The 18,793-nt window shown below is 59.5% G+C and carries 16 protein-coding genes and 1 other RNA gene; 9 read left to right on the plus strand and 8 right to left on the minus strand.

Going from position 1 to position 18,793, the window contains the following annotated elements; translation table 11 throughout:
- Positions 1-43: 43 nt before the first annotated feature.
- On the minus strand, positions 44-223 hold the full coding sequence (gene hemP, locus FNU76_RS21310) for a hemin uptake protein HemP (protein ID WP_144280073.1): 180 nt from the start codon (positions 221-223) through the stop codon (positions 44-46).
- A gap of 170 nt (positions 224-393) precedes the next feature.
- Complete coding sequence (locus tag FNU76_RS21315; RefSeq protein WP_144280074.1) at positions 394-1,566, minus strand: vWA domain-containing protein; 1,173 nt, start codon at positions 1,564-1,566, stop codon at positions 394-396.
- Positions 1,567-1,788: 222 nt separating this feature from the next.
- On the opposite strand from FNU76_RS21315, the gene FNU76_RS21320 reads away from it, so the two are divergent.
- Genes FNU76_RS21320 through FNU76_RS21330 form a run of 3 tightly spaced genes read left to right on the plus strand, consistent with a single transcriptional unit; the run spans position 1,789 to position 5,457 of the window.
- Positions 1,789-3,258, plus strand: a complete 1,470-nt coding sequence (locus FNU76_RS21320; RefSeq protein WP_223879125.1) for a coniferyl aldehyde dehydrogenase — start codon at positions 1,789-1,791, stop codon at positions 3,256-3,258.
- Between the two features lie 32 nt (positions 3,259-3,290).
- Positions 3,291-3,845 (plus strand): hypothetical protein, encoded by a 555-nt coding sequence (locus FNU76_RS21325; RefSeq protein ID WP_144280075.1) that lies wholly within the window; start codon positions 3,291-3,293, stop codon positions 3,843-3,845.
- Positions 3,838-5,457 carry a GMC family oxidoreductase gene (locus FNU76_RS21330; protein WP_144280076.1) on the plus strand — a complete coding sequence of 540 codons (1,620 nt, stop codon included), beginning with the start codon at positions 3,838-3,840 and terminating at the stop codon, positions 5,455-5,457. The genes FNU76_RS21325 and FNU76_RS21330 overlap by 8 nt, the downstream gene beginning before the upstream one ends.
- 192 nt (positions 5,458-5,649) lie before the next feature.
- On the opposite strand, the gene FNU76_RS21335 is transcribed toward FNU76_RS21330, so the two are convergent.
- The 4 genes from FNU76_RS21335 to FNU76_RS24750 all read right to left on the minus strand — a co-directional run bounded on the left by FNU76_RS21335 (position 5,650) and on the right by FNU76_RS24750 (position 7,622).
- Positions 5,650-6,273: a TetR/AcrR family transcriptional regulator gene (locus tag FNU76_RS21335; protein WP_223879126.1), complete on the minus strand. Its 624-nt coding sequence runs from the start codon at positions 6,271-6,273 to the stop codon at positions 5,650-5,652.
- A 135-nt stretch (positions 6,274-6,408) separates the two neighbouring features.
- Positions 6,409-6,506: signal recognition particle sRNA small type (gene ffs / locus FNU76_RS21340), an RNA gene on the minus strand.
- Positions 6,507-6,606: 100 nt separating this feature from the next.
- Entirely contained in the window at positions 6,607-7,536 is a 930-nt protein-coding gene (locus tag FNU76_RS21345; protein WP_223879382.1) for an asparaginase domain-containing protein, read from the minus strand.
- A complete protein-coding gene (locus FNU76_RS24750) occupies positions 7,473-7,622 on the minus strand; it encodes a hypothetical protein (RefSeq protein WP_223879390.1) in 150 nt (49 codons plus the stop codon). The genes FNU76_RS21345 and FNU76_RS24750 overlap by 64 nt, the downstream gene beginning before the upstream one ends.
- A 111-nt stretch (positions 7,623-7,733) precedes the next feature.
- Between FNU76_RS24750 and smpB the strand changes: the two genes are divergently transcribed.
- From smpB to guaA, 3 genes are all read left to right on the plus strand, one after another.
- Entirely contained in the window at positions 7,734-8,183 is a 450-nt protein-coding gene (gene smpB, locus FNU76_RS21350; protein WP_144280078.1) for an SsrA-binding protein SmpB, read from the plus strand.
- A gap of 138 nt (positions 8,184-8,321) precedes the next feature.
- Positions 8,322-9,497: a GGDEF domain-containing protein gene (locus FNU76_RS21355; RefSeq protein ID WP_179958234.1), complete on the plus strand. Its 1,176-nt coding sequence runs from the start codon at positions 8,322-8,324 to the stop codon at positions 9,495-9,497.
- An 82-nt stretch (positions 9,498-9,579) separates the two neighbouring features.
- The gene (guaA, locus tag FNU76_RS21360; protein ID WP_144280080.1) at positions 9,580-11,157 is read left to right on the plus strand and encodes a glutamine-hydrolyzing GMP synthase; all 1,578 of its coding nucleotides are present in this window, start codon (positions 9,580-9,582) and stop codon (positions 11,155-11,157) included.
- Positions 11,158-11,338: 181 nt separating this feature from the next.
- Here the strand turns inward: guaA and FNU76_RS21365 are convergent, their stop codons facing one another.
- Positions 11,339-12,058 (minus strand): hypothetical protein, encoded by a 720-nt coding sequence (locus FNU76_RS21365; protein WP_144280081.1) that lies wholly within the window; start codon positions 12,056-12,058, stop codon positions 11,339-11,341.
- Between the two features lie 1,104 nt (positions 12,059-13,162).
- On the opposite strand from FNU76_RS21365, the gene FNU76_RS21375 reads away from it, so the two are divergent.
- A complete protein-coding gene (locus FNU76_RS21375) occupies positions 13,163-13,936 on the plus strand; it encodes a type IV toxin-antitoxin system AbiEi family antitoxin domain-containing protein (RefSeq protein ID WP_308418577.1) in 774 nt (257 codons plus the stop codon).
- On the plus strand, positions 13,933-14,862 hold the full coding sequence (locus FNU76_RS21380; protein WP_144280082.1) for a nucleotidyl transferase AbiEii/AbiGii toxin family protein: 930 nt from the start codon (positions 13,933-13,935) through the stop codon (positions 14,860-14,862). Before FNU76_RS21375 ends, FNU76_RS21380 begins: the two co-directional genes overlap by 4 nt.
- A 110-nt stretch (positions 14,863-14,972) precedes the next feature.
- On the opposite strand, the gene FNU76_RS21385 is transcribed toward FNU76_RS21380, so the two are convergent.
- Complete coding sequence (locus FNU76_RS21385; protein ID WP_144280083.1) at positions 14,973-15,782, minus strand: SDR family NAD(P)-dependent oxidoreductase; 810 nt, start codon at positions 15,780-15,782, stop codon at positions 14,973-14,975.
- Positions 15,783-15,984: 202 nt separating this feature from the next.
- On the opposite strand from FNU76_RS21385, the gene FNU76_RS21390 reads away from it, so the two are divergent.
- Positions 15,985-18,699, plus strand: a complete 2,715-nt coding sequence (locus tag FNU76_RS21390; RefSeq protein WP_144280084.1) for a protein kinase domain-containing protein — start codon at positions 15,985-15,987, stop codon at positions 18,697-18,699.
- Positions 18,700-18,793 lie beyond the last annotated feature (94 nt).

The following is an 18,793-nucleotide window of genomic DNA, read 5'->3' on the forward strand; positions in this document are numbered from 1 at the left end:
AGTGATAGGGTTGTGCGGACTGTCCGCAGGTAGCGTGCGTGGTTTATTTGGTCAAGATCAACTTGCCGTTGCGCGTCAAACGCAGACGGTAGATTTCCTCTCCATGGCGGATATCGATTTCGTTTCGATCCTGCATCAGCTGGCGTGCGTCCAGCGTAATCCGGGCGGGTTTGCCGGGATCGCATGCGGGCTTATCGTTGCGGGGTTGGGTGGCGGTGTCCATGAGTGGAATGATAATTGTTCTCGTTAAATAAATGCAAGTGATTCTCATCCTTATTTCTGATAGGTGGTACGGGCGCGTTGCGCTTCGTCTAACGGGGCAATGTTTGGTTTTTTAGTAGATGCTCAGGAATTGAGCGAAGGGGCCGCCATCAAGACGGCAAGCGATCACCGCTACAACAGTCGCCGCATCGCGGCTTCCAGGCCCGCCGGGGTGAGCGGGAACATCCGGTCCGCCATCAGCTCGCGCGTCATCAGCAGGCTCTCGGTGTAGCCCCAGTATTGCTCGCTTACCGGATTGAGCCAGACGGCCGAGGGGAAGTGTTCCAGCAGGCGCTTCAGCCACACGCTGCCGGCCTCTTCGTTCATATGCTCCACCGAGCCGCCGGGATAGGCGATCTCATAGGGGCTCATGGTGGCGTCGCCGACAAAGATCAGTTTGTAGTCGGACGGATAGGTGTGCAGCAGGTCGAAGGTCGCCTGCCGTTCGTGGTGGCGGCGTTTGTTGTCGCGCCAGACCGATTCGTAGACGAAGTTATGGAAATAGACGTGTTCCAGATGCTTGAACTCGCTGCGGGCGGCCGAGAACAGGGTCTCGCACACTTCGATATGGTCATCCATCGAACCGCCGACATCGAGAAATAGCAGCACCTTGACCGCGTTATGCCGTTCATGGCGAAACTGCAGCTTGAGCCAGCCGCCATTGTCGGCGGTCGCGCGTATGGTGTGGTCCAGGTCCAGCGTGTCCGCCTCGGCATTGCGGGCGAATTGCCGCAGCCGGCGGAGGGCGACCTTGAAATTGCGGGTGTCCAGCTCGCGGCTGTCGTCGAAGTCCTTGAACTCGCGCTGGTCCCAGACCTTGACCGCCCGCCGGTGACGCGACTCATGCTGGCCGATGCGGATGCCTTCCGGGTTGTAGCCATACGCGCCGAACGGGCTGGTGCCGCCGGTGCCTATCCACTTGTTGCCGCCCTGGTGTCGTTCCTTCTGCTCGGCCAGGCGTTCCTTCAAGGTCTGCATCAGCTTGTCCCAGCCCAGCCCTTGCAGTTGCGCCTTTTCCGCCTCGCTCAGCTGCTTTTCCACCAGCTTGCTCAGCCAGTCTTCGGGAATCTCCGTTTCCAGCTTTTCCAGCAGCGATTCCACGCCTTTGAAGTATTGGCCGAAGACCTGGTCGTAGCGGTCGAAGTACTTTTCGTCCTTGATCAGGATGGCGCGTGACAGATAGTAGAATTCATCCAGATTGCCGCTGACCACGCGTGCATCCAAGGCTTCCAGCAGGCTCAGCAGTTCCTTGACCGAGACGGGCAGGCGGGCATCGCGCAATTGGTAGAAGAAGTCGATCAGCATGGGGGAATCAGGCGGGAAGTGGACGGCTATTCTCGCCGCATGGCGCCGGCTTGTCACCGTCGGCGGCGGTCCGCGCCAGGCCGTCCTGGCACGATGGATCGCCGGGCCTGTTGCATGGCGGATACGGAGCATGCCTGCACTGGCGCGGCTTGCGGCGCTGCTTGTCGGATTTTCGTCGGGGTCGAGCAAACGCTCGACTGGCCTGCCTGGCCCTGCTTTAGAATGATGGACACGATAGGCAAGACCATGGGCAAGGGGGAATGTATGCAGGCGGTTTTCCAACCTCACGAGACGCAGGCCGAAACAGCAAGGCTGGTCGATCTTTATGCGCGGCAGCGAGCCGCCTTCAATGCGCAACCCTTTCCCGGCGTGGTCAGCCGTCTGCGCAGGCTGGCCAGCCTGCGCGAGGTCTTGCTCAAGCATCGCTCGAATCTGAATGCGGCCATATCGGCCGATTTCGGCCATCGCTCCAGCCACGAAACCGAACTGCTGGAATTCTTCCCCAGCCTGGCCGGCATCAAGCATGCAAGCGCCAAGCTGGACAAGTGGATGAAGCCCAAGCGACGCGGTGTCTCCATCTGGTTCATGCCGGCCAGCAACCGCGTGGTGCCGCAGCCGCTGGGGGTGGTCGGCATCATCGTGCCGTGGAACTACCCGCTGTTCCTGGCCATCGGTCCCTTGACGGCTGCGATTGCCGCCGGCAATCGGGCCATACTCAAGATATCCGAATACACGCCACGTTTTGGCGAAGCACTGCGGCTGGCCTTGCGCGAAGCTTTCGATGAGGACGAGGTGGCCGTGCTCAACGGCGGCGTGGAAGTGGCGCAGGCGTTTGCCGCTTGTGCCTGGGACCATCTGCTGTTCACCGGCTCGACCGGCGTGGGCAAGCAGGTGATGCGGGCGGCGGCGGACAATCTGACGCCGGTTACACTGGAATTGGGCGGTAAATCGCCCACCATCGTCCACGCCGACTTCCCGATCGACACGGCCGCCGAGCGCATCCTGCACGGCAAGTGCCTGAATGCCGGCCAGACCTGCGTGGCGCCGGACTATGTCTTCCTGCCCGAGGGCAAGCAGGAGGCCTTTACCGAAGCTGCCCGCGCTATCGTGGCCAAGTGGTACCCCGACGCGGGCAAGAATCCCGACTACACTGCGGTGGTAAATGGCCGTCACTTGGCGCGTCTGCAAGGCTATCTGCGCGATGCCGAAGCCAAGGGTGCCAAGGTAGTGCCACTGGCCGATATTGATCCCGCCACCGGCAAGCTGGCGCCGACCCTGGTTTTCGGGGTGACGGACGAGATGAGCCTGATGCAGGACGAGATCTTCGGACCCATCCTGCCTGTGCTTGGCTACCAGCGGCTGGACGAGGTAATCGGCTACATCAACGCGCGTCCGCGCCCCCTGGCCTTGTATTACTTCGACTACGACAACAGCCGTATCAGCCATATGCTGGGCGCGACCATCTCGGGCGGGGTGGGCATCAACGAAACCATGATGCACGTCGGCCAGGATGATCTGCCCTTCGGTGGGGTGGGGCCGTCGGGCATGGGCCATTACCATGGCCATGAGGGCTTCGAGACCTTCTCGAAGATGAAGCCGGTATTTGCCCAGAGCCGCATCAACGGCCTGTGGCTGATGCGGCCGCCCTACGGTCCCAGGGTGGAAAAACTCCTGAAGTTCATGCTGCGCTGAGCGTCGGCGCCGCGCCGCAAGAGAGGTTCAACATGCTCAATCGCCGTCAACTGCTCAAGACGGGGCTGGCCGGTGCTGCCTTGCTGGCATTCGCCCGGCTGGCCTATGGCCCGGTCGTGCCGGATCGTTTGTACGGCGTACCCGAGCAGGCCAGCTTCAAGGTGCTGGATGCCGAGGGACGCACCGCCTTGGCCGCCATTGCCCGCGTCATGCTCAAAGGCGCGCTGCCGCATGACGAAGCCGAGTTCGAGACGGCGCTCTACCAAGCCGTGCGCGGCTGCGACAGCGCTATCGCGGGCCTGCCCGGCTCGGTGCAGACCGAGGTCAAGGAGCTGCTGACCCTGTTGAATGGCCGCCTGACCCGGCGCTGGCTGGTGGGCGTGGGTCCCGCCTGGGAGCAGGCTAGCGACGAGGAGGTGAGCCATTTTCTCAATCGCTGGCGCTTTTCCTCGCTCTCGCTGCTGCGCAGTGGCTACCAGGCGCTGCACCAGATCGTGTTTGCCGCCTGGTACGGCAATCCGCAAGCCTGGGTGGGGATTGCCTACGACGGCCCGCCGGAATTCATGAAAGGTTACTGGAATGCCTAGAGATGTAATCGCCGATGGCCTGGCTTCCGGTAAGTGGATGGTGCATGACGCTTCGGCCCTGGCGGCCGACAAGGTAGTGGAAGCCGATGTGGTGATCGTCGGTAGTGGCGCAGGCGGCGGCGTGGCGGCCGATATCCTCAGCCAGTCCGGCTTGAAGGTCGTGCTGCTGGAGGAGGGCGGCTTACATTACGCCTCGCGCGATTTCAAACTGCTGGAATCTCAGGCCTATCCGATGCTCTATCAGGAGTCCGCCGGCCGCCAGACCCGCGACAAAGGCATCACGATCCTGCAAGGGCGTACCGTCGGTGGTTCGACCACGGTCAATTGGACTTCCAGCTTTCGCACCCCGCCCACCACGCTGGCTTTCTGGCAGCGCCACCTGGGCCTGGAAGGCATGACGGTAGAGGCCATGAGCCCCTGGTTCGGCAAGGCCGAAAGGCGCATGAATGTGAGCGACTGGCAGGTCGAGCCGAATATGAACAACAAGGCGCTGATGACGGGCGCCGACCGCACCGGCATCCATTGGGCAAAAATACGCCGCAATGTGAAAGGCTGCCTGAATCTGGGCTACTGCGGCATGGGTTGTCCGTCGAATGCCAAGCAGTCCATGCTGGTCACCACCATTCCTGCCGCACTGGATCGCGGCGCGGTGCTCTATACCCACGCCCGCGCCGAGCGGGTGCTGATGGATGGCGAGCAGGCGGTCGGCGTGGAGTGCCTGGCGATGGATGACGCCGGGCTATATCCAAATGGATTCCGCCTGACCGTGCGGGCCAAGACGGTCGTATTGGCCGGTGGCGCCATCAATACCCCGGCACTGATGCTGCGATCCAGGCTGCCCGATCCGCAGGGATTGATCGGCAAGCGGACCTTTCTGCATCCGGTCAATATCTCCGGCGCCATCATGCCCTACAAGGTGGAGGGCTGGAGTGGCGCGCCGCAAAGCATCTATTCCGACCACCATCTCGATACCCACCCGGTCGATGGTCCCATGGGCTACAAGCTGGAGGTTCCGCCGCTGCATCCGGTATTGACGGCGATCACCATGAGCGGCTTCGGCGAGAAGCATCGCCAGGTCATGGCGAACTTCGACCGCCTGCAGGTGGTATTGGCGCTGATGCGAGATGGTTTTCACGAAGCGAGCCAGGGCGGTACGGTCGGCTTGAAGGCGGATGGCACCCCCTTGCTCGACTATCCCATCAGCGACTATGTCTGGCAGGGTATGCGGCATTCCTTCCTGACCATGGCGGAGTTGCAATTCGCCGCCGGCGCTACCCGCGTCATGCCCATCCACGAAGATGTCGGGGCTGATGGTTACGCCAGCTGGGCCGAAGCCAAGGCGGGCATCCTGTCGCTTCCCATGGAAGTGCTGCGCACCAAGGTGGTGTCCGCCCATGTGATGGGCGGCGCGGCCATGGCGGCCCGGGCGGAAGACGGGGTGGTGAACGAATACGGCCGCCACCATCAACTTGAGGGTTTGTACGTGATGGACGGATCGGTGTTTCCCACCTCGATCGGCGCCAATCCGCAGCTATCGGTCTATGCCTTCGCCGCCCGCAATGCCAGCAAGCTCGCGCAGACGCTCACCGGTCGGGATGTGGCTTGGCCGTGATTCCCAGGTTGGGGCGTGCTGATTAAATGCGCTATCGAGCGTTAGCGAGGCTCCCTCGCGGCGGCGAGGGCGAGGGCGGGGGAGTTGGGCTATATCAAGCGAGGGGGCGGTTGACATGTCACGGACCGTTAACGCCCGGCTTTGCCGGGTGGTGAGCCACGGCTTGAGTGCGCGCAATGTTTCAGTGCATCCCTAATAGCGCGCTGCGATTTCTTCGAACACCGCCATGAATGACGGCTGCACGTAAGGCCTGAACAGGGCCAGCACCTGGCGGGCGCCTTGCTTGCCGGTTTCTTCGCTGATAGGCCGGTGCGGATGGATGGTCTGCTGGAAGGCGAACCAGAACTTGACCACCATCCAGGTATTGGTGGCGAGCGGGATGATGTCGGTGGGGCGCACATCGATGAAACCGATGGCGGCGAACTCGCCGAAAGCCTTGGCCAGGATGGGCGTCAGCTCGTTCTTGACGTAGCCGTGGTAGTCGTCCTGCAACTGCGGGCTGCGGCTCAGCAGGCCGGGCAGGTCATAGAACATGAAGCGGTACTGCCACATTGCCGCGAAGGCCGCGTCCAGGTAGCGGGCCAGGTCTTCCGGTTCCAGCACGCGATGTTCCGGTACCTGCAGGTGCTCGCGCATGTATTCCAGATACAGCCGGAAAATCTGATAGACGATCTCTTCCTTGTTGCGGAAGTGATAGTACAGATTGCCTGGGCTGATGCCGAGGTGGGCCGCGATGTGATTGGTCGTGATCGGACGCTCGCCGTGCTCATTGAAGAGCGCGAGGCTTTCCTGGACGATACGATCATATGTCTTCATCTGCATGGGCTTGTAGCGTAAGGATGACGTAAGTTTACCTCAGTTCGAGTATTTACTCTAAAACGAACTGATTAGGGAAAACGGCAGGGTGAAGAAGAGGTGCCGCGAACGGGCGGATAAAACAAGAGAAGGGGAGGTGGCGAGCCCGACCCCCGGCACTTGCCTGCATCGTTGTGGCTGCTTCCTTCCGGACCTGACCAGGTTCACGACTCGGCAATGCGGGGAGACCCGCCATTGAGACAACATTCGCCACCAGCGCGACGAACGGCGCATTCTAGCACCGCGTTCCGTATCCGTCGAATCAAAAACAAGCGCTTTGCCCCTGGTACGGGATTAAACGGCCGTCAACTCGCCGCGCAGGCTGACCGGCAGAAGGTCTTCCGGCCCCAGCACGCCCGGCTTGAGCGACAGCAGGAAGTAAAGCTTGGCCAGTGCGGCCTCGGGTGTCATGTCCCAGCCCGACACGAGGCCGGCGCGTGCCAGGGCAGAACCGGCGGCGTAGCTTTCCATCGCCACCTTGCCGGACATGCATTGGGTGATATTGACCAGCACGGTGCCGCGCTCGCTGGCCTGCCGAAGCGCTGCAAGCAGGGCTGCGTCGGCATCCGGCGCATTGCCGGCGCCATAGCTTTCCAAAACCAGGCCGGCCGGGCCGTCCGCCAACATCCGCTCGATCAGGCGCACGCTGAAACCCGGATAGAGCTTGAGCCCCGCAACGGTCAGCTCGGCGTTGATACGGTGCATCCTGAAGGGCGCGCCAGGGCGGGGCAGGCAGAGCGCCGGGTTGAATTCATGGTGGCCCTGTACCCGGCCGAGAATGGGATAATTGGGGGAGCCGAATGCACCCATCTCCGCGCCCCATAATTTACGGGAACGATTTCCCCGTAGCAGGAGTCGATTGAAGGCTACGCAAACTTCGTGCAGATTGCTCTCGCAGGCCCAGTGGAAGGCATCCAGCAAGTTCTGTTCGGCATCGTTGGGATGCTCGCACAGCGGCACCATGGAACCGGTCACGATCACCGGCTTGGCCAGGTTCTCCAGCATGAAGCTGAGGGCCGAGGCGGTGTAGGCCAGCGTATCGGAGCCATGGATCACCACGAAGCCATCGTAGTCCGCATAGTTCGCGGCGATATCTTCCACCATTGCATTCCAGTGTGAGGGATGCAGATTGGACGAATCGATCAGCGGCGCATATTCCTTCAGCGTGTAGCGGGGAAGTTCGGCGTGCGGTCGGCGATGCGTGCCAATTCGGCCGGCAGGAATCCCGCCACCGGACGGTAACCGGCGGCGCTGGCCTGCATGCCGATGGTGCCGCCGGCGTAAATGACGAAGAGGCGCTTCTGGGGCATGTCGTGATCTATTCAGGTAATATCCGCGCTTCGATTTCAACGCTTTTTTAAAAGGCCGGCAAGGGCCGCGACGGCAGGAACTTTACCGCGCTCTCTTGTCCGCATCCAGCTATGTCTATTGTTGATAACCGCAAAGCCTTCCACGATTACTTCATCGAGGAAAAATACGAAGCCGGCCTGGTATTGGAAGGCTGGGAGGTCAAGGCCATCCGTGCCGGCAAGGTGCAGATCAAGGAGGGCTACGTGGTGCTGCGCAACGGCGCCTTCTGGTTGATCGGCGCGCATATCTCGCCGCTCACCAGTGCGTCTACCCACGTGGTGCCCGATCCTACCCGCAGCCGTAAGCTGCTGCTGAACCAGGCCGAGATCAATAAGTTGATCGGCAAGGTGGAACGTTCCGGCTATACCTTGACCCCGCTGGATATGCATTACAAGGCTGGCCGGGTCAAACTGCAGATCGGCCTGGCCAAGGGTAAGAAACTGCATGATAAGCGCAACAGCGAGCGCGACAAGGATGCCCAGCGCGAAGTGCAGCGGGCGATGAAGGTGCATCGAGGCTAGCGCGTCTCCGGCGCGCGGGCATTTTTACTATAACGCTCCCATGAATCCAGCCCGCCGCGCCATCACTTCCCACGCCTTCCCCCTTGCATGGATATGGGCGGCGTCCCTGTGGGCCAGGGGCTGCCGGGCGGGAGGCGCATGAGCTATCCCGATATCTCCACCCTGATCCTGGCCGAGTCGCTGATGCTATTGCAGTTGGCGGCCTTGGTCTTCGTCACCGGCATACGCGTGCAAGGGGTGATGCAAGGGCCGCGTGCCTGGTCGATCGGCCTGTTGGCCTATGCCTTGGCCGAATTCAGCTTCACCATCGTGTTGAAAGGTTCGCCGCAGGCGGCGTTCCTGCCCGACCTGCTGGCCACCATCGGTTGCGGCGCCTTTATCATTGGCTTGGACGATTTTGCCGACCGGCCACGGCGCTGGCCGCTGATCATGACCATGCTGGGCGTTCATGTAGTGAGCCTTTACGCCTTCAGCGTCCTTTGGCCCAGCTATCACGCCCGCCTGATGGTGTTTTCCGCCATGCAGGTAATTTTCTGCGCCGCCGTGCTGATCTCCCTGACCATGCGCGTGCAACCGCAGCGCCGCCTGGGACTGTCGCTATTCCGTAGCCTGGCCTATGGCTGGAGCGTGATCAATATGCTGCGCATGGCGCTGGCCTTGGTCTTTCCGCTGGAAGGCAGCGAGCTGCACCATCTGCGCGAATTGATCTTCTATGTCTTGGTACTGTTCTTCGGGATATGGCTGGCTTTGGGCTGTCTCTTGCTGATTCACGAGCGCATCGCTTCCGATCTCCTGTACGCAACCAAGATGGATCTGCTGACCAACTGCCTGAATCGGCGCGGCTTTACCGAGGCCTTGCAGTTGGAAAAGCGGCGCTTGGTACGCAGTTGGATGCCCACCTCCATCCTGGCCATCGAGATCGACCTGTTTGCCGAACTGGTGGACAAGCACGGCCAGGAAAGTGCCGACGAGGCGCTGATGCAGTTCGCCAAGGTGGTGAGGGAGGAATTGCGCGATGTGGACGGCTTCGCGCGCATGGGCGGTGAATCGTTTGCCGTGCTGCTGCTGGATGCCGACCGGGCCGGCGCGCACAAGGTCGCGGAGCGGCTACGCCGGCGGGTGGAGGATCTGGTGCTCTATACCGCCAGCGGCCCGCTATGGTTCACCGTCAGCATCGGCGTAGCCGGATTGCCGCCGGTGACCTTCGAGCTGGAAAACACCCTGGAAGAGGCGCAGCAGGCGCTGATTGCGGCCAAGCAAGCCGGTTGCAATGTGGTCGCCCTGGCGGAGGGCCGGTTACCGGCAAACGCGTAAGTTCCCCGGGGGGCTCAGGCGACTTACCGCGAGCGGTCCGGCTCCTGTAAAATCCGGTTTTTGCACGAAAGCCGCCCGCACCATGGACAAGATTCTCATCCTCGACTTCGGCTCGCAAGTCGCCCAACTTATCGCCCGCCGCGTTCGCGAAGCACATGTTTATTGCGAACTTCACCCCTACGATATGTCGCTGGCCGATATCAAGGCATTTGCACCGAGCGGCATCATCCTTTCGGGCGGCCCCAATTCGGTATACGAAAGCGACTACCAGGCCGATGCAGGCCTGTTCGAGTTGGGCATCCCGGTGCTGGGCATCTGCTACGGCATGCAATGGATGGCCCAGGTATTGGGCGGCAAGGTAGAAGCCGGCGCCACCCGTGAATTCGGCTACGCGGAAATCCGCACCCAGGGCCTTTCGCCCTTGTTCGAAGCGCTGCAGGACCGCAGCAACGAGGCCGGCGACAGCCTGCTGGACGTATGGATGAGCCATGGCGACAAGGTTACCGCCATGCCGGCGGGCTTCAAGCTGATCGCCGAAACGGCATCCTGCCCGATCGCCGCCATTGCCGACGTGGACCGTAAGTTCTATGCCGTGCAATTCCACCCGGAAGTGACCCACACCCGCCGTGGCACCGATATCCTGCATCGCTTTGTGTTGGGTATCGCCGGCGCAAAGCCGAGCTGGACCATGCCCAACTACATCGATGAAGCGGTCAAGAAGATCCGCGAGCAGGTGGGCGACCAGGAAGTTATCCTCGGCCTATCCGGCGGCGTCGATTCCAGCGTCGCAGCCGCTCTTATCCATCGCGCCATCGGCGACCAGCTCACCTGCGTTTTCGTGGACCATGGTTTGTTGCGCCTGAACGAAGGCGATATGGTGATGGACATGTTTGCCCGCGGCTTGGGCGTCAAGGTGATCCGTGTCGATGCGCGTGCCGAGTTCATGGGCCACCTGGTAGGCGTGACCGACCCGGAAGCCAAGCGCAAGATCATCGGCCGCGAGTTCGTCGAAGTGTTCCAGCGCGAATCGGCCAAGCTGCCCAATGCCAAGTGGCTGGCACAGGGCACCATCTACCCCGATGTGATCGAATCCGCCGGTAGCAAGACCAAGAAGGCCCACACCATCAAGAGCCACCACAACGTGGGCGGCCTGCCGGAAACCCTCAAACTGAGCTTGCTGGAACCGCTGCGCGAACTGTTCAAGGACGAAGTGCGCGAGCTGGGCGTAGCGTTGGGCCTGGCTCCCGAGATGGTCTACCGCCATCCTTTCCCCGGCCCCGGCCTGGGCGTGCGTATCCTCGGCGAAGTAAAGGCCGAATACGCCGAACTGTTGCAGCGCGCCGATGCGATCTTTATCGAAGAGCTGCGCAATACCCGCGACGAAGCCACCGGCAAGACCTGGTATGAACTGACCAGCCAAGCCTTTGCCGTGTTCCTGCCGGTGAAGTCGGTCGGCGTCATGGGCGACGGCCGCACCTATGAGTGGGTGGTGGCGCTACGTGCCGTGGTGACCAGCGACTTTATGACGGCCCACTGGGCCGAGCTGCCTTATTCGCTGCTGGGGCGGACGTCGAACCGCATCATCAATGAAGTACGCGGCATCAATCGGGTTGTTTACGATGTGTCGGGGAAGCCGCCGGCGACGATTGAGTGGGAGTGAGTCGTCTTAACCTATTGATTTTCTATGGTTGACCCCGTGCCATTGATGATATTGACTATCATCAATGGCATTTTTCATGGCACACCAAATGCGTGCATGCGTCATCCCTGTCGATGCCATGTCCGCCCAGGCATTCGCGCCATGGCATCGGTGCTTTCGAACGACACGGCCGCCCGATTCGCTACGATTGTTTGACGAAGTCGGTCACAACATCGAAGTCACACTGGACGTGTATCTTTTCCGCGCCGCACACCGTCGCATCGAATAGCGGCAGCAGCCGCTCGCCCGCCTTGACGGACAGGAGTGAGCGCGCAATGCCATTGCTGACGCAAGCGTCGCTAGGCGAGGAGGCCGGCAGCGCCGCTGCGTTGAACGCGAAATGCCCCGCGGCATGGACCCGCTTGAATCCAGGCTGCGGCGCGTCCGAGACAATCATTTTGTCTACTTGAACTTTGAGCTTCGCCTCTGGATCGTTCTCGATCGGTGAGAACTGCTGGCTATACGTGCCGCCGTTGTACCCCCTGAGCAAATCGCCTTCCGTGGTCCTGATGTTGTAGAACGCCAGCGACATGCCCGGTACCGCCAGTGACGGAAAGTGGTAGGTGCCGGCCCGCATCGGCAAGGGCATCAGGGAGCTTGAAACCTGGTGCACCTTGCCCGCACGCTCAACGTTTAGGCTTAGGGCAAAGGCGTTGAGGGTATCGCCTTGGATGCCGAAACCACCGACCTCGACTGCTGGTGCACCGGTGCCGGAGAGTTTGAGGCCGCCGGCAACACAGCTCATTGTGTTTCCGTCGGTCTGCGCTGCAGGCTTGTCCTTGGACGATGCCGCGGCGATCTGATCGCAGGCTGTAAGCAGGAGCAAAATGGGCAGGATGGGCAAGATGGCAACGAGCTTCATGGCGTCCAATTTTGATAAAAAAGAAATTATGGCACGGTTAGGTTTTGTGCAAAGGAGGTCAGGGATATGCTTCCATGCAGAAGGTGTGCCGTAGTCTTCCTTGTTCTTCGCTGGGTCCCTTCGGGACGGCCGTTTTTTCGCCTTATTTATTTAGTGACTCTGTCCTTCTGCGCGCGCTCGTATACCGGGCAAGCCCCTCCGCTTTATAGACGGCATTTCATGCACCTCCGATACTGCCTCTGGTCCCGTCCACGGGAAAGGTCGCTATCGATAACACCCCGAAAACCCCGGTGCGCAGGTTTTTTGCATTGTGACACTCAGGGTCGCCCGTTCTGGTCGGCTCTCTGCTTATGTGGAAGATCGCAGTGGGTTGATGATCCCGACGCCTTCGAAAGCCTTCTGGTTATCGGTGGCGATCACGCACGCATTTGCCTCCACGATCGTGGCGATGATTGTAGTCCTGCGCACTGCGCGGGCGGCCGCGTGCCTTCCCATTCATCGTCTTGTCCAAACCATCCGGTGTTCTCTGCGGCCTTCGTCTTGGGACTGGGTCAGGTCTAGTTTGGCACCTGCAAGTGGAGAGCGCCCAGGCGCTGCGAGAATACCCCCTTTTCCGGGGCGGCTCACCGGCTACCGACCTGGATGACAGCGGCGTGTAATTTGGATGCCTCGGGCATGTCCTCTGCAAGTCGCCGAGCGATCGAAATAGCTACACAATCTACTTAAATGTCAGAAGACAAAAGCGAACAAATTTGCTTAGTTGACCACTCGGCCATGAAGGGACGCCAACTACACAAGCCTAGAAATGATCCATGGGATATCCCCGCCCTCAAGAACCAACCTGCTGAGCAAGACAGAATCTGGAGGCGTTGGTGGAGCGTTTGGTCGATGTCGGCTGGGGATGGGGCAGTCGACATACTTGGTTAGATGGGTCCACTTGGATACTGGAGGCGCAGGTGATTGGGGAAATAATTTGAAAAAGTATAGGTAGTCGCAGTTTGGCTACGATAATTTCTAATTATATAAAGTGAATTTTCCAAGCGTGCCGAAGGATGGTGTTGTCGCGTCGAAGTTGGTGTCGGCCATTGAGCCTAAGAGATAGAATTGAAATATTTTTTGAAAAGTTGTATTAATCGTAGTATGGCTACGATTAAGCAAAGTAAACTAAATTCGCTATACACCCGGCTGGTGCCGGGTGCGCCGCTCACATCCGAAGATTTATCGACGTTGGGTATCTCTGCAGACTTGGCCGTCCACTACGTGCGCGCCGGCTGGCTCACGCGCCTGATGCGTGGGGTGTACTGCCGCCCGAATGACACCTTGGCCTTGCATCCCAGTCTGCTGCTGTTGGAGCGCAATCTTGTGGGCTTGCACGTGGGAGGGAAGTCCGCACTCGATTGGTATGGCCTGCGCCAGTATGTATCGCAACAGCCGCTGCTGCACTTATACGGATGGGTGGCCGGGCGCCTGCCGGGGTGGTTCATCGAGCGCTTTCCGGCGGAGTACCACCGTAAGCGCTTGTTTGACGAGTGCCCTGATAGTTTGCTGTACGTTGATTCCTTCGAGAAGCGGAGTGGGGCGCCGCAGGTCTCGGCTCCGGAGCGCGCGCTCCTGGAGATGCTAAGTGACATTGGCGTGCGCCAATCGATGCAGGAAGCCCGCGAACTCGTCGAAAGCGCCTACAACCTGCGCGCGGATGTGTTGCGCGAGCTGCTGCAGCGATGCACGAGTGTAAAGACCGTGCGTTTATGCTTACAGCTTGGCTGCGAGGGTGCGCTACCTTGGGCGGCCAAACTCGATCCGGCCACGTTGCCAACGGGCAGTGATCGGTTGTGGGTGTCCAAATCGGCTGACGGCCTACTGGTGCTAAAGCCATGAACCAGATCTATCTTGATACCGCACGCCTGCTGACGCAGGTGGCGCCGCTGGTGTTCGTTGACGACACCTTTGCGCTAAAGGGCGGTACTGCGATCAATCTTTTCATACGTGATATGCCGCGCTTGTCGGTAGATCTTGATCTGGTGTTTCCGGACCACACGTTGTCTCGCGACCAGGCATTGGCACGCATCAAGGACGCCATCCGGCAGGCAGCCGAGCGTTTGAGCAGGCACGGGTTCCAAGCGCATATTCCACCGGCCGCAGCGGGAGAGACAAAACTACTGGTGCGTCGGGGCCGCATTGAAGTCAAGATCGAGGTCAATTTTGTGATGCGCGGCACAGTGCATCCGGTGGCGCGCGCCTCTCTCACCCCCGTTGCTCGCGATTTGCTGCTGGCCGACTTGGATATCCCGGTGGTATCTCTTGAGGATGTATATGGCGGCAAACTCGTTGCCGCGATGGATCGACAGCACCCGCGCGACCTGTTCGATGTGCTGCAGCTCTTCGCGCATGAAGGCATTACGCCAGGCGTCCGGCGTGCCTTTGTCGTCTACCTGGCTAGTAGCAACCGGCCGGTTCACGAAGTGCTATTTCCTCCTCTGCGCGACATTCAGTACGACTATGAATTCAACTTTCAAGGCATGACTGCCGAACCAGTACCGCTCGATGCGTTGCTCGCGGCCCGCGAGCGGCTGGTGTGCGAACTACAGCAAGGATTGGATGACAACGAGAGAAAGTTCCTGCTATCGCTGGTTTCTGGGGCACCTGAGTGGCCTCTATTGGCAATTATCCACCTCGAGCATCTGCCGGGGATTCGCTGGAAACTGCAAAACCTGGCTCAACTGCAGAAGTCCAATGTAAAGAAGTTTGCCGAACAGGCTGATACGCTGGCCGCTCGGCTGGTGTCCGTCACTAACCGCATGTGACGGATTTACATCGCATCTGTCCTATAAAGTCTTCAAATATTTGCAGCAAATAGCGGTGGATTTATTGACGACATCTATACAGGCAAGTAGCGCGACATCCGCCCACCCATTCATGCAAACCGCTGCAACATCCCCCAATAATGCGCAGGCAGAAAACGCCCCAATAAGCCGAGTACATATGCATCAGAACCTACCAGCACCCGCTTCTTTCGATGAGTGACCGCGCGAACGATATATTTCGCGGCACTTTCGGGAGAGAGCTTCAGGAATTGCCTGGCCTTGACCGCTTGCCCGCTCGGCCTGGCTGAGTCGACCGGTATGCGCGCATTGCGAACAATGGCATTCGCCAGGCAGCCGGGTTGCGCCACGGTAACGCCTACGGTACTGCCGGCCAATTCATGCGCCAGTGCCATGCTAAATCCTCGTATGGCGAAACTACTGGCGTTATAGGCAACCTGTCCGGATGGCGATATCAAGCCAAGCAGACTGGATGTATTGACTATACAGGAATCGTCGCTTTTTCGCAGGCGGGGTAGACTGGCGCGGGTAAGTCGAACCACCGCGCCGAAATTAACCTCGAATAGCCAATCAAAATCAGCCGCGCTAACTTCTTCAAAATATCCCCCGACAGCCACACCGGCATTATTGAACAGCAGATCCATCCGGCCGTGCAGTTCCGCAACCTGTTCGGGCAGCTGATCGGCGGCGCTGCGTACGCAAACATCCGCTTCATGGATACTGACTTTTACGTCAAAGTCACGCAAGCATGCCATCGTCTCATGCAATCCAATCACGTTGCGGTCCGCTAGCGCAAGATGGCAACCATGCTCTGCCAGTTCAATAGCGAGTGCCCTGCCAATACCGCCAGCGGCGCCTGTGACCAAGGCCACGCGGCCACGCAAGTTTCTCAATTTCTCCATTTTCCGCACCGATATTTTAGAATTTCGAAAAATATAAGGCGCCCGCCCGGTTGCCTGCAATTAATCATTACTAAACGGCACTAACTGATCGCTAATCAAAAGCCAGAATCAATGAGCGCGGGCTAAACTACATAATATTACTCCGGGAAATGCTGTATCATGGCCCCCTCCTGAGAAACGCATCATTGGAAAGTATTTAGCAATGTCCACCTTATATCGATACCGCTTTGGCAGCTCCCTGCTTGATGAATCTACCGGTGAATTGATTGTCAATGGCTTGTCGGTCAATATCCAACCGCAATCGTTCCGCTTGCTCGGCCTTCTATTAAGCCACCGTGGCGAGCTGGTGTCGTATAGCGAAATCGAAGAATATGTGTGGCATGGCCGCCGGCTTGGCGACAATGTTTTGGCCAGCGCAATTACCCGCCTGCGCGCTGCACTAGGTGAAACCAATGCCGGTTTGATTGAAGCGGTTCCGCGGATCGGCTATCGGATTACCGCCACGGTGGAGCGCTCGGTGGCAAGGCAAAGTATTTCCAGCAAGCTTGAGTTATCGAAAGGGCAAGATGTCGCGATGCGGCCGGGTTTTACGCTCGAACGTATGCTTGGCCAAGGTAGTACCGGGGAAGTTTGGCTTGCAAGAAATGCCAAGACCGGCATCTTGCGCGTCTTCAAGTTTGTTTCCGACGGCAACCATCTTACCGGCCTAAAGCGCGAGGCAACGCTGTCGCGGGTTTTATATGAGCAGCTTGGCGAATGCAATAATCTCTTGCGCATCGTCGATTGGAGTTTCGAGACCTCGCCATTTTTCATCGAAAGTGAATATGGCGGGGACAATCTGCTGATCTGGAGCCAGGTCGAAAACATACTCGACACCATGCCGACGGAATCGAGAATCGCCCTGTTCCTCCAGATTGCCCACGGGGTGGCTGCGGCGCATAGCGTGGGCGTGATCCATAAGGATATCAAGCCGGCCAATGTGCTGGTCAGTTCCCAGGGAGGCGGCTGGCAAGTGCGCTTGGCCGATTTCGGCAGCGGCCGCTTGACGGACCATGACCGGCTTGCCGAACTGGGCTTTACCGCCATGAGCATGAGTGGTGCGCCCACCGTGCTCAGTGACGAGGCGCGCGGCACCATCATGTATGTCGCGCCCGAGATTTTCCGTGAACAGCCGGCGACCGAGCGAAGCGATGTTTTCGCGCTCGGCGTGCTGCTTTATCAAATGCTGGTGGGCGATCTGCGCCGCCCCATGGTGCCAGGCTGGGAGCGCGAGATTGCCGATGCCTTGCTGGTGGAGGAAATTGCACACTCCACCGATGGCGACCCCACCAGGCGCACCGCCACGGTGGATGCGATGATCGAGCGTTTGTCCAGTCTATCCATCCGGCACCAGGAACGCCTCCGGCACGCAGCCGAACAGGAGCAGGCGCTACTGAATCAGGATATTGCCCGGCGCGCGCGCGCTCGGCGCCCCTGGGTAATCGGTTTCGTGGCGGCACTGGCGCTTGGTTTGCTGATAAGCCTCCAGGCCTATATGCAGCTGCGCAATAGCGAAGCGCTGCTGTCGCGGCAAATTAAAAATGTCGAGGCTTTGAATCAGTTTCTGACCGAAGACCTGATTGGCCAGTCGAGTCCAGCCCGGACCGGGCGCGCCGACATTACCATTCAGGAGGCAGCGGTACTGGCCGCCGCGAAGATCGACCATCCCAGCTTTGGCTATAGTCCCGAGGTTCGTGCCATTTTGCATGCGGCCATGCAAAGCAATTTCGACGGGCTGAAAAACTATAAGGCGGAAGCGGTCGAAAGTGAGAAAGCCTTGGCGGCGCTGGCTCAGCTAGCCGAGCCGAATAGCGAACAGCTTAGCCTGGTTCGTATTTTCTACGCCAATAGCCTGCGTAACCTGACACGGCTGAAGGAGGCCACTGCGCAACTTGATCTGGTCGAAAAGTCGATTGCGCAGCATTCCGCGGTCACACAGGCGCGATACTGGTTCGTACGCGGACTGATGGGCCGTTCCAACTACCAATGGGAAGAAGCGAGGCGCAATTACGATCGCGCCCTCGAGCTGCTCAAGGGCCAGGCCGGGGCCAGGCCAGCCTTGAGTGAGGACATTGAATACCACGCAGCACAAGCAACGAGACTGCTCAGGGATTTCCCGGCCGCCGAACGGATGTCACGGGCCTTGCTGCAAAAAACCACCGCCCGCTATGGCAACGCCCATTACGTGACTTGCATCGCCACCCAAGGCTTGGGCGAGACATTGACCTCTCAAGGCCGGTTTGAAGAGAGTATTCCCACCATGCAGGCCGCCCTCGACTGCGTGAAGAAAGCTGCCGGCGAGGAGGCCATCGCCACAGCCCGCGTGGCCCAGGGCTTGGCCGCCGCTTACTTCTCCAATCACCAATGGGACGATGCGCTAAGGGTTCACCAATTTGCCTTGGCCATATTTGAAAAACTCAATGGCCGTACAGCGCTGGATGCCATCAGCACCCGCGCCAGCATCGGTCGGGACTACGCCTTTGCCGGTCGGCCTGAACTAGCCAGACCGTTCTTCCACGCTGCTTTGGCGGACGCCCGCAAGAGTTTTAACGAATCGCATCCTCTTGTTCATTTGATAAGCTTTCAGCTTGCGGATTGCTTGCTCGAGCTCAAAGAGAAGCAAGGCGTGGCCGAGTTGCTGGATCATCTCGACGTCAAGCAATTGAATCGCAGCAATCCCGGGACAAGCTGGCATCCCCGCCTGAGATATGAGCAGGGCAGGCTTGCTTTGCTCAACGGCAACAAGCAGCTCGCCATCGAGCTTTTGGAATCGGCGGCGAATGAGCTGGAGGCAATCGCGCGTTCGGAGACCGACAAAAGGCCCCACCTCTATTCCTCGCATCGTGTCCGGAAAGCCCTTGCGGAAGCGCGTGGCTAAGTATGCCGAGTTGGTTCCCAGTCCGCGATCTGAACCAAATCTATTAGATAGCGATCTGAGGGCTGGTCTTTGTAAGTTCCAGGACCGCCGAAAT

Origin of the sequence: Chitinimonas arctica (genome assembly GCF_007431345.1) — a bacterium.
In the GTDB taxonomy this organism is placed as follows: domain Bacteria; phylum Pseudomonadota; class Gammaproteobacteria; order Burkholderiales; family Chitinimonadaceae; genus Chitinimonas; species Chitinimonas arctica.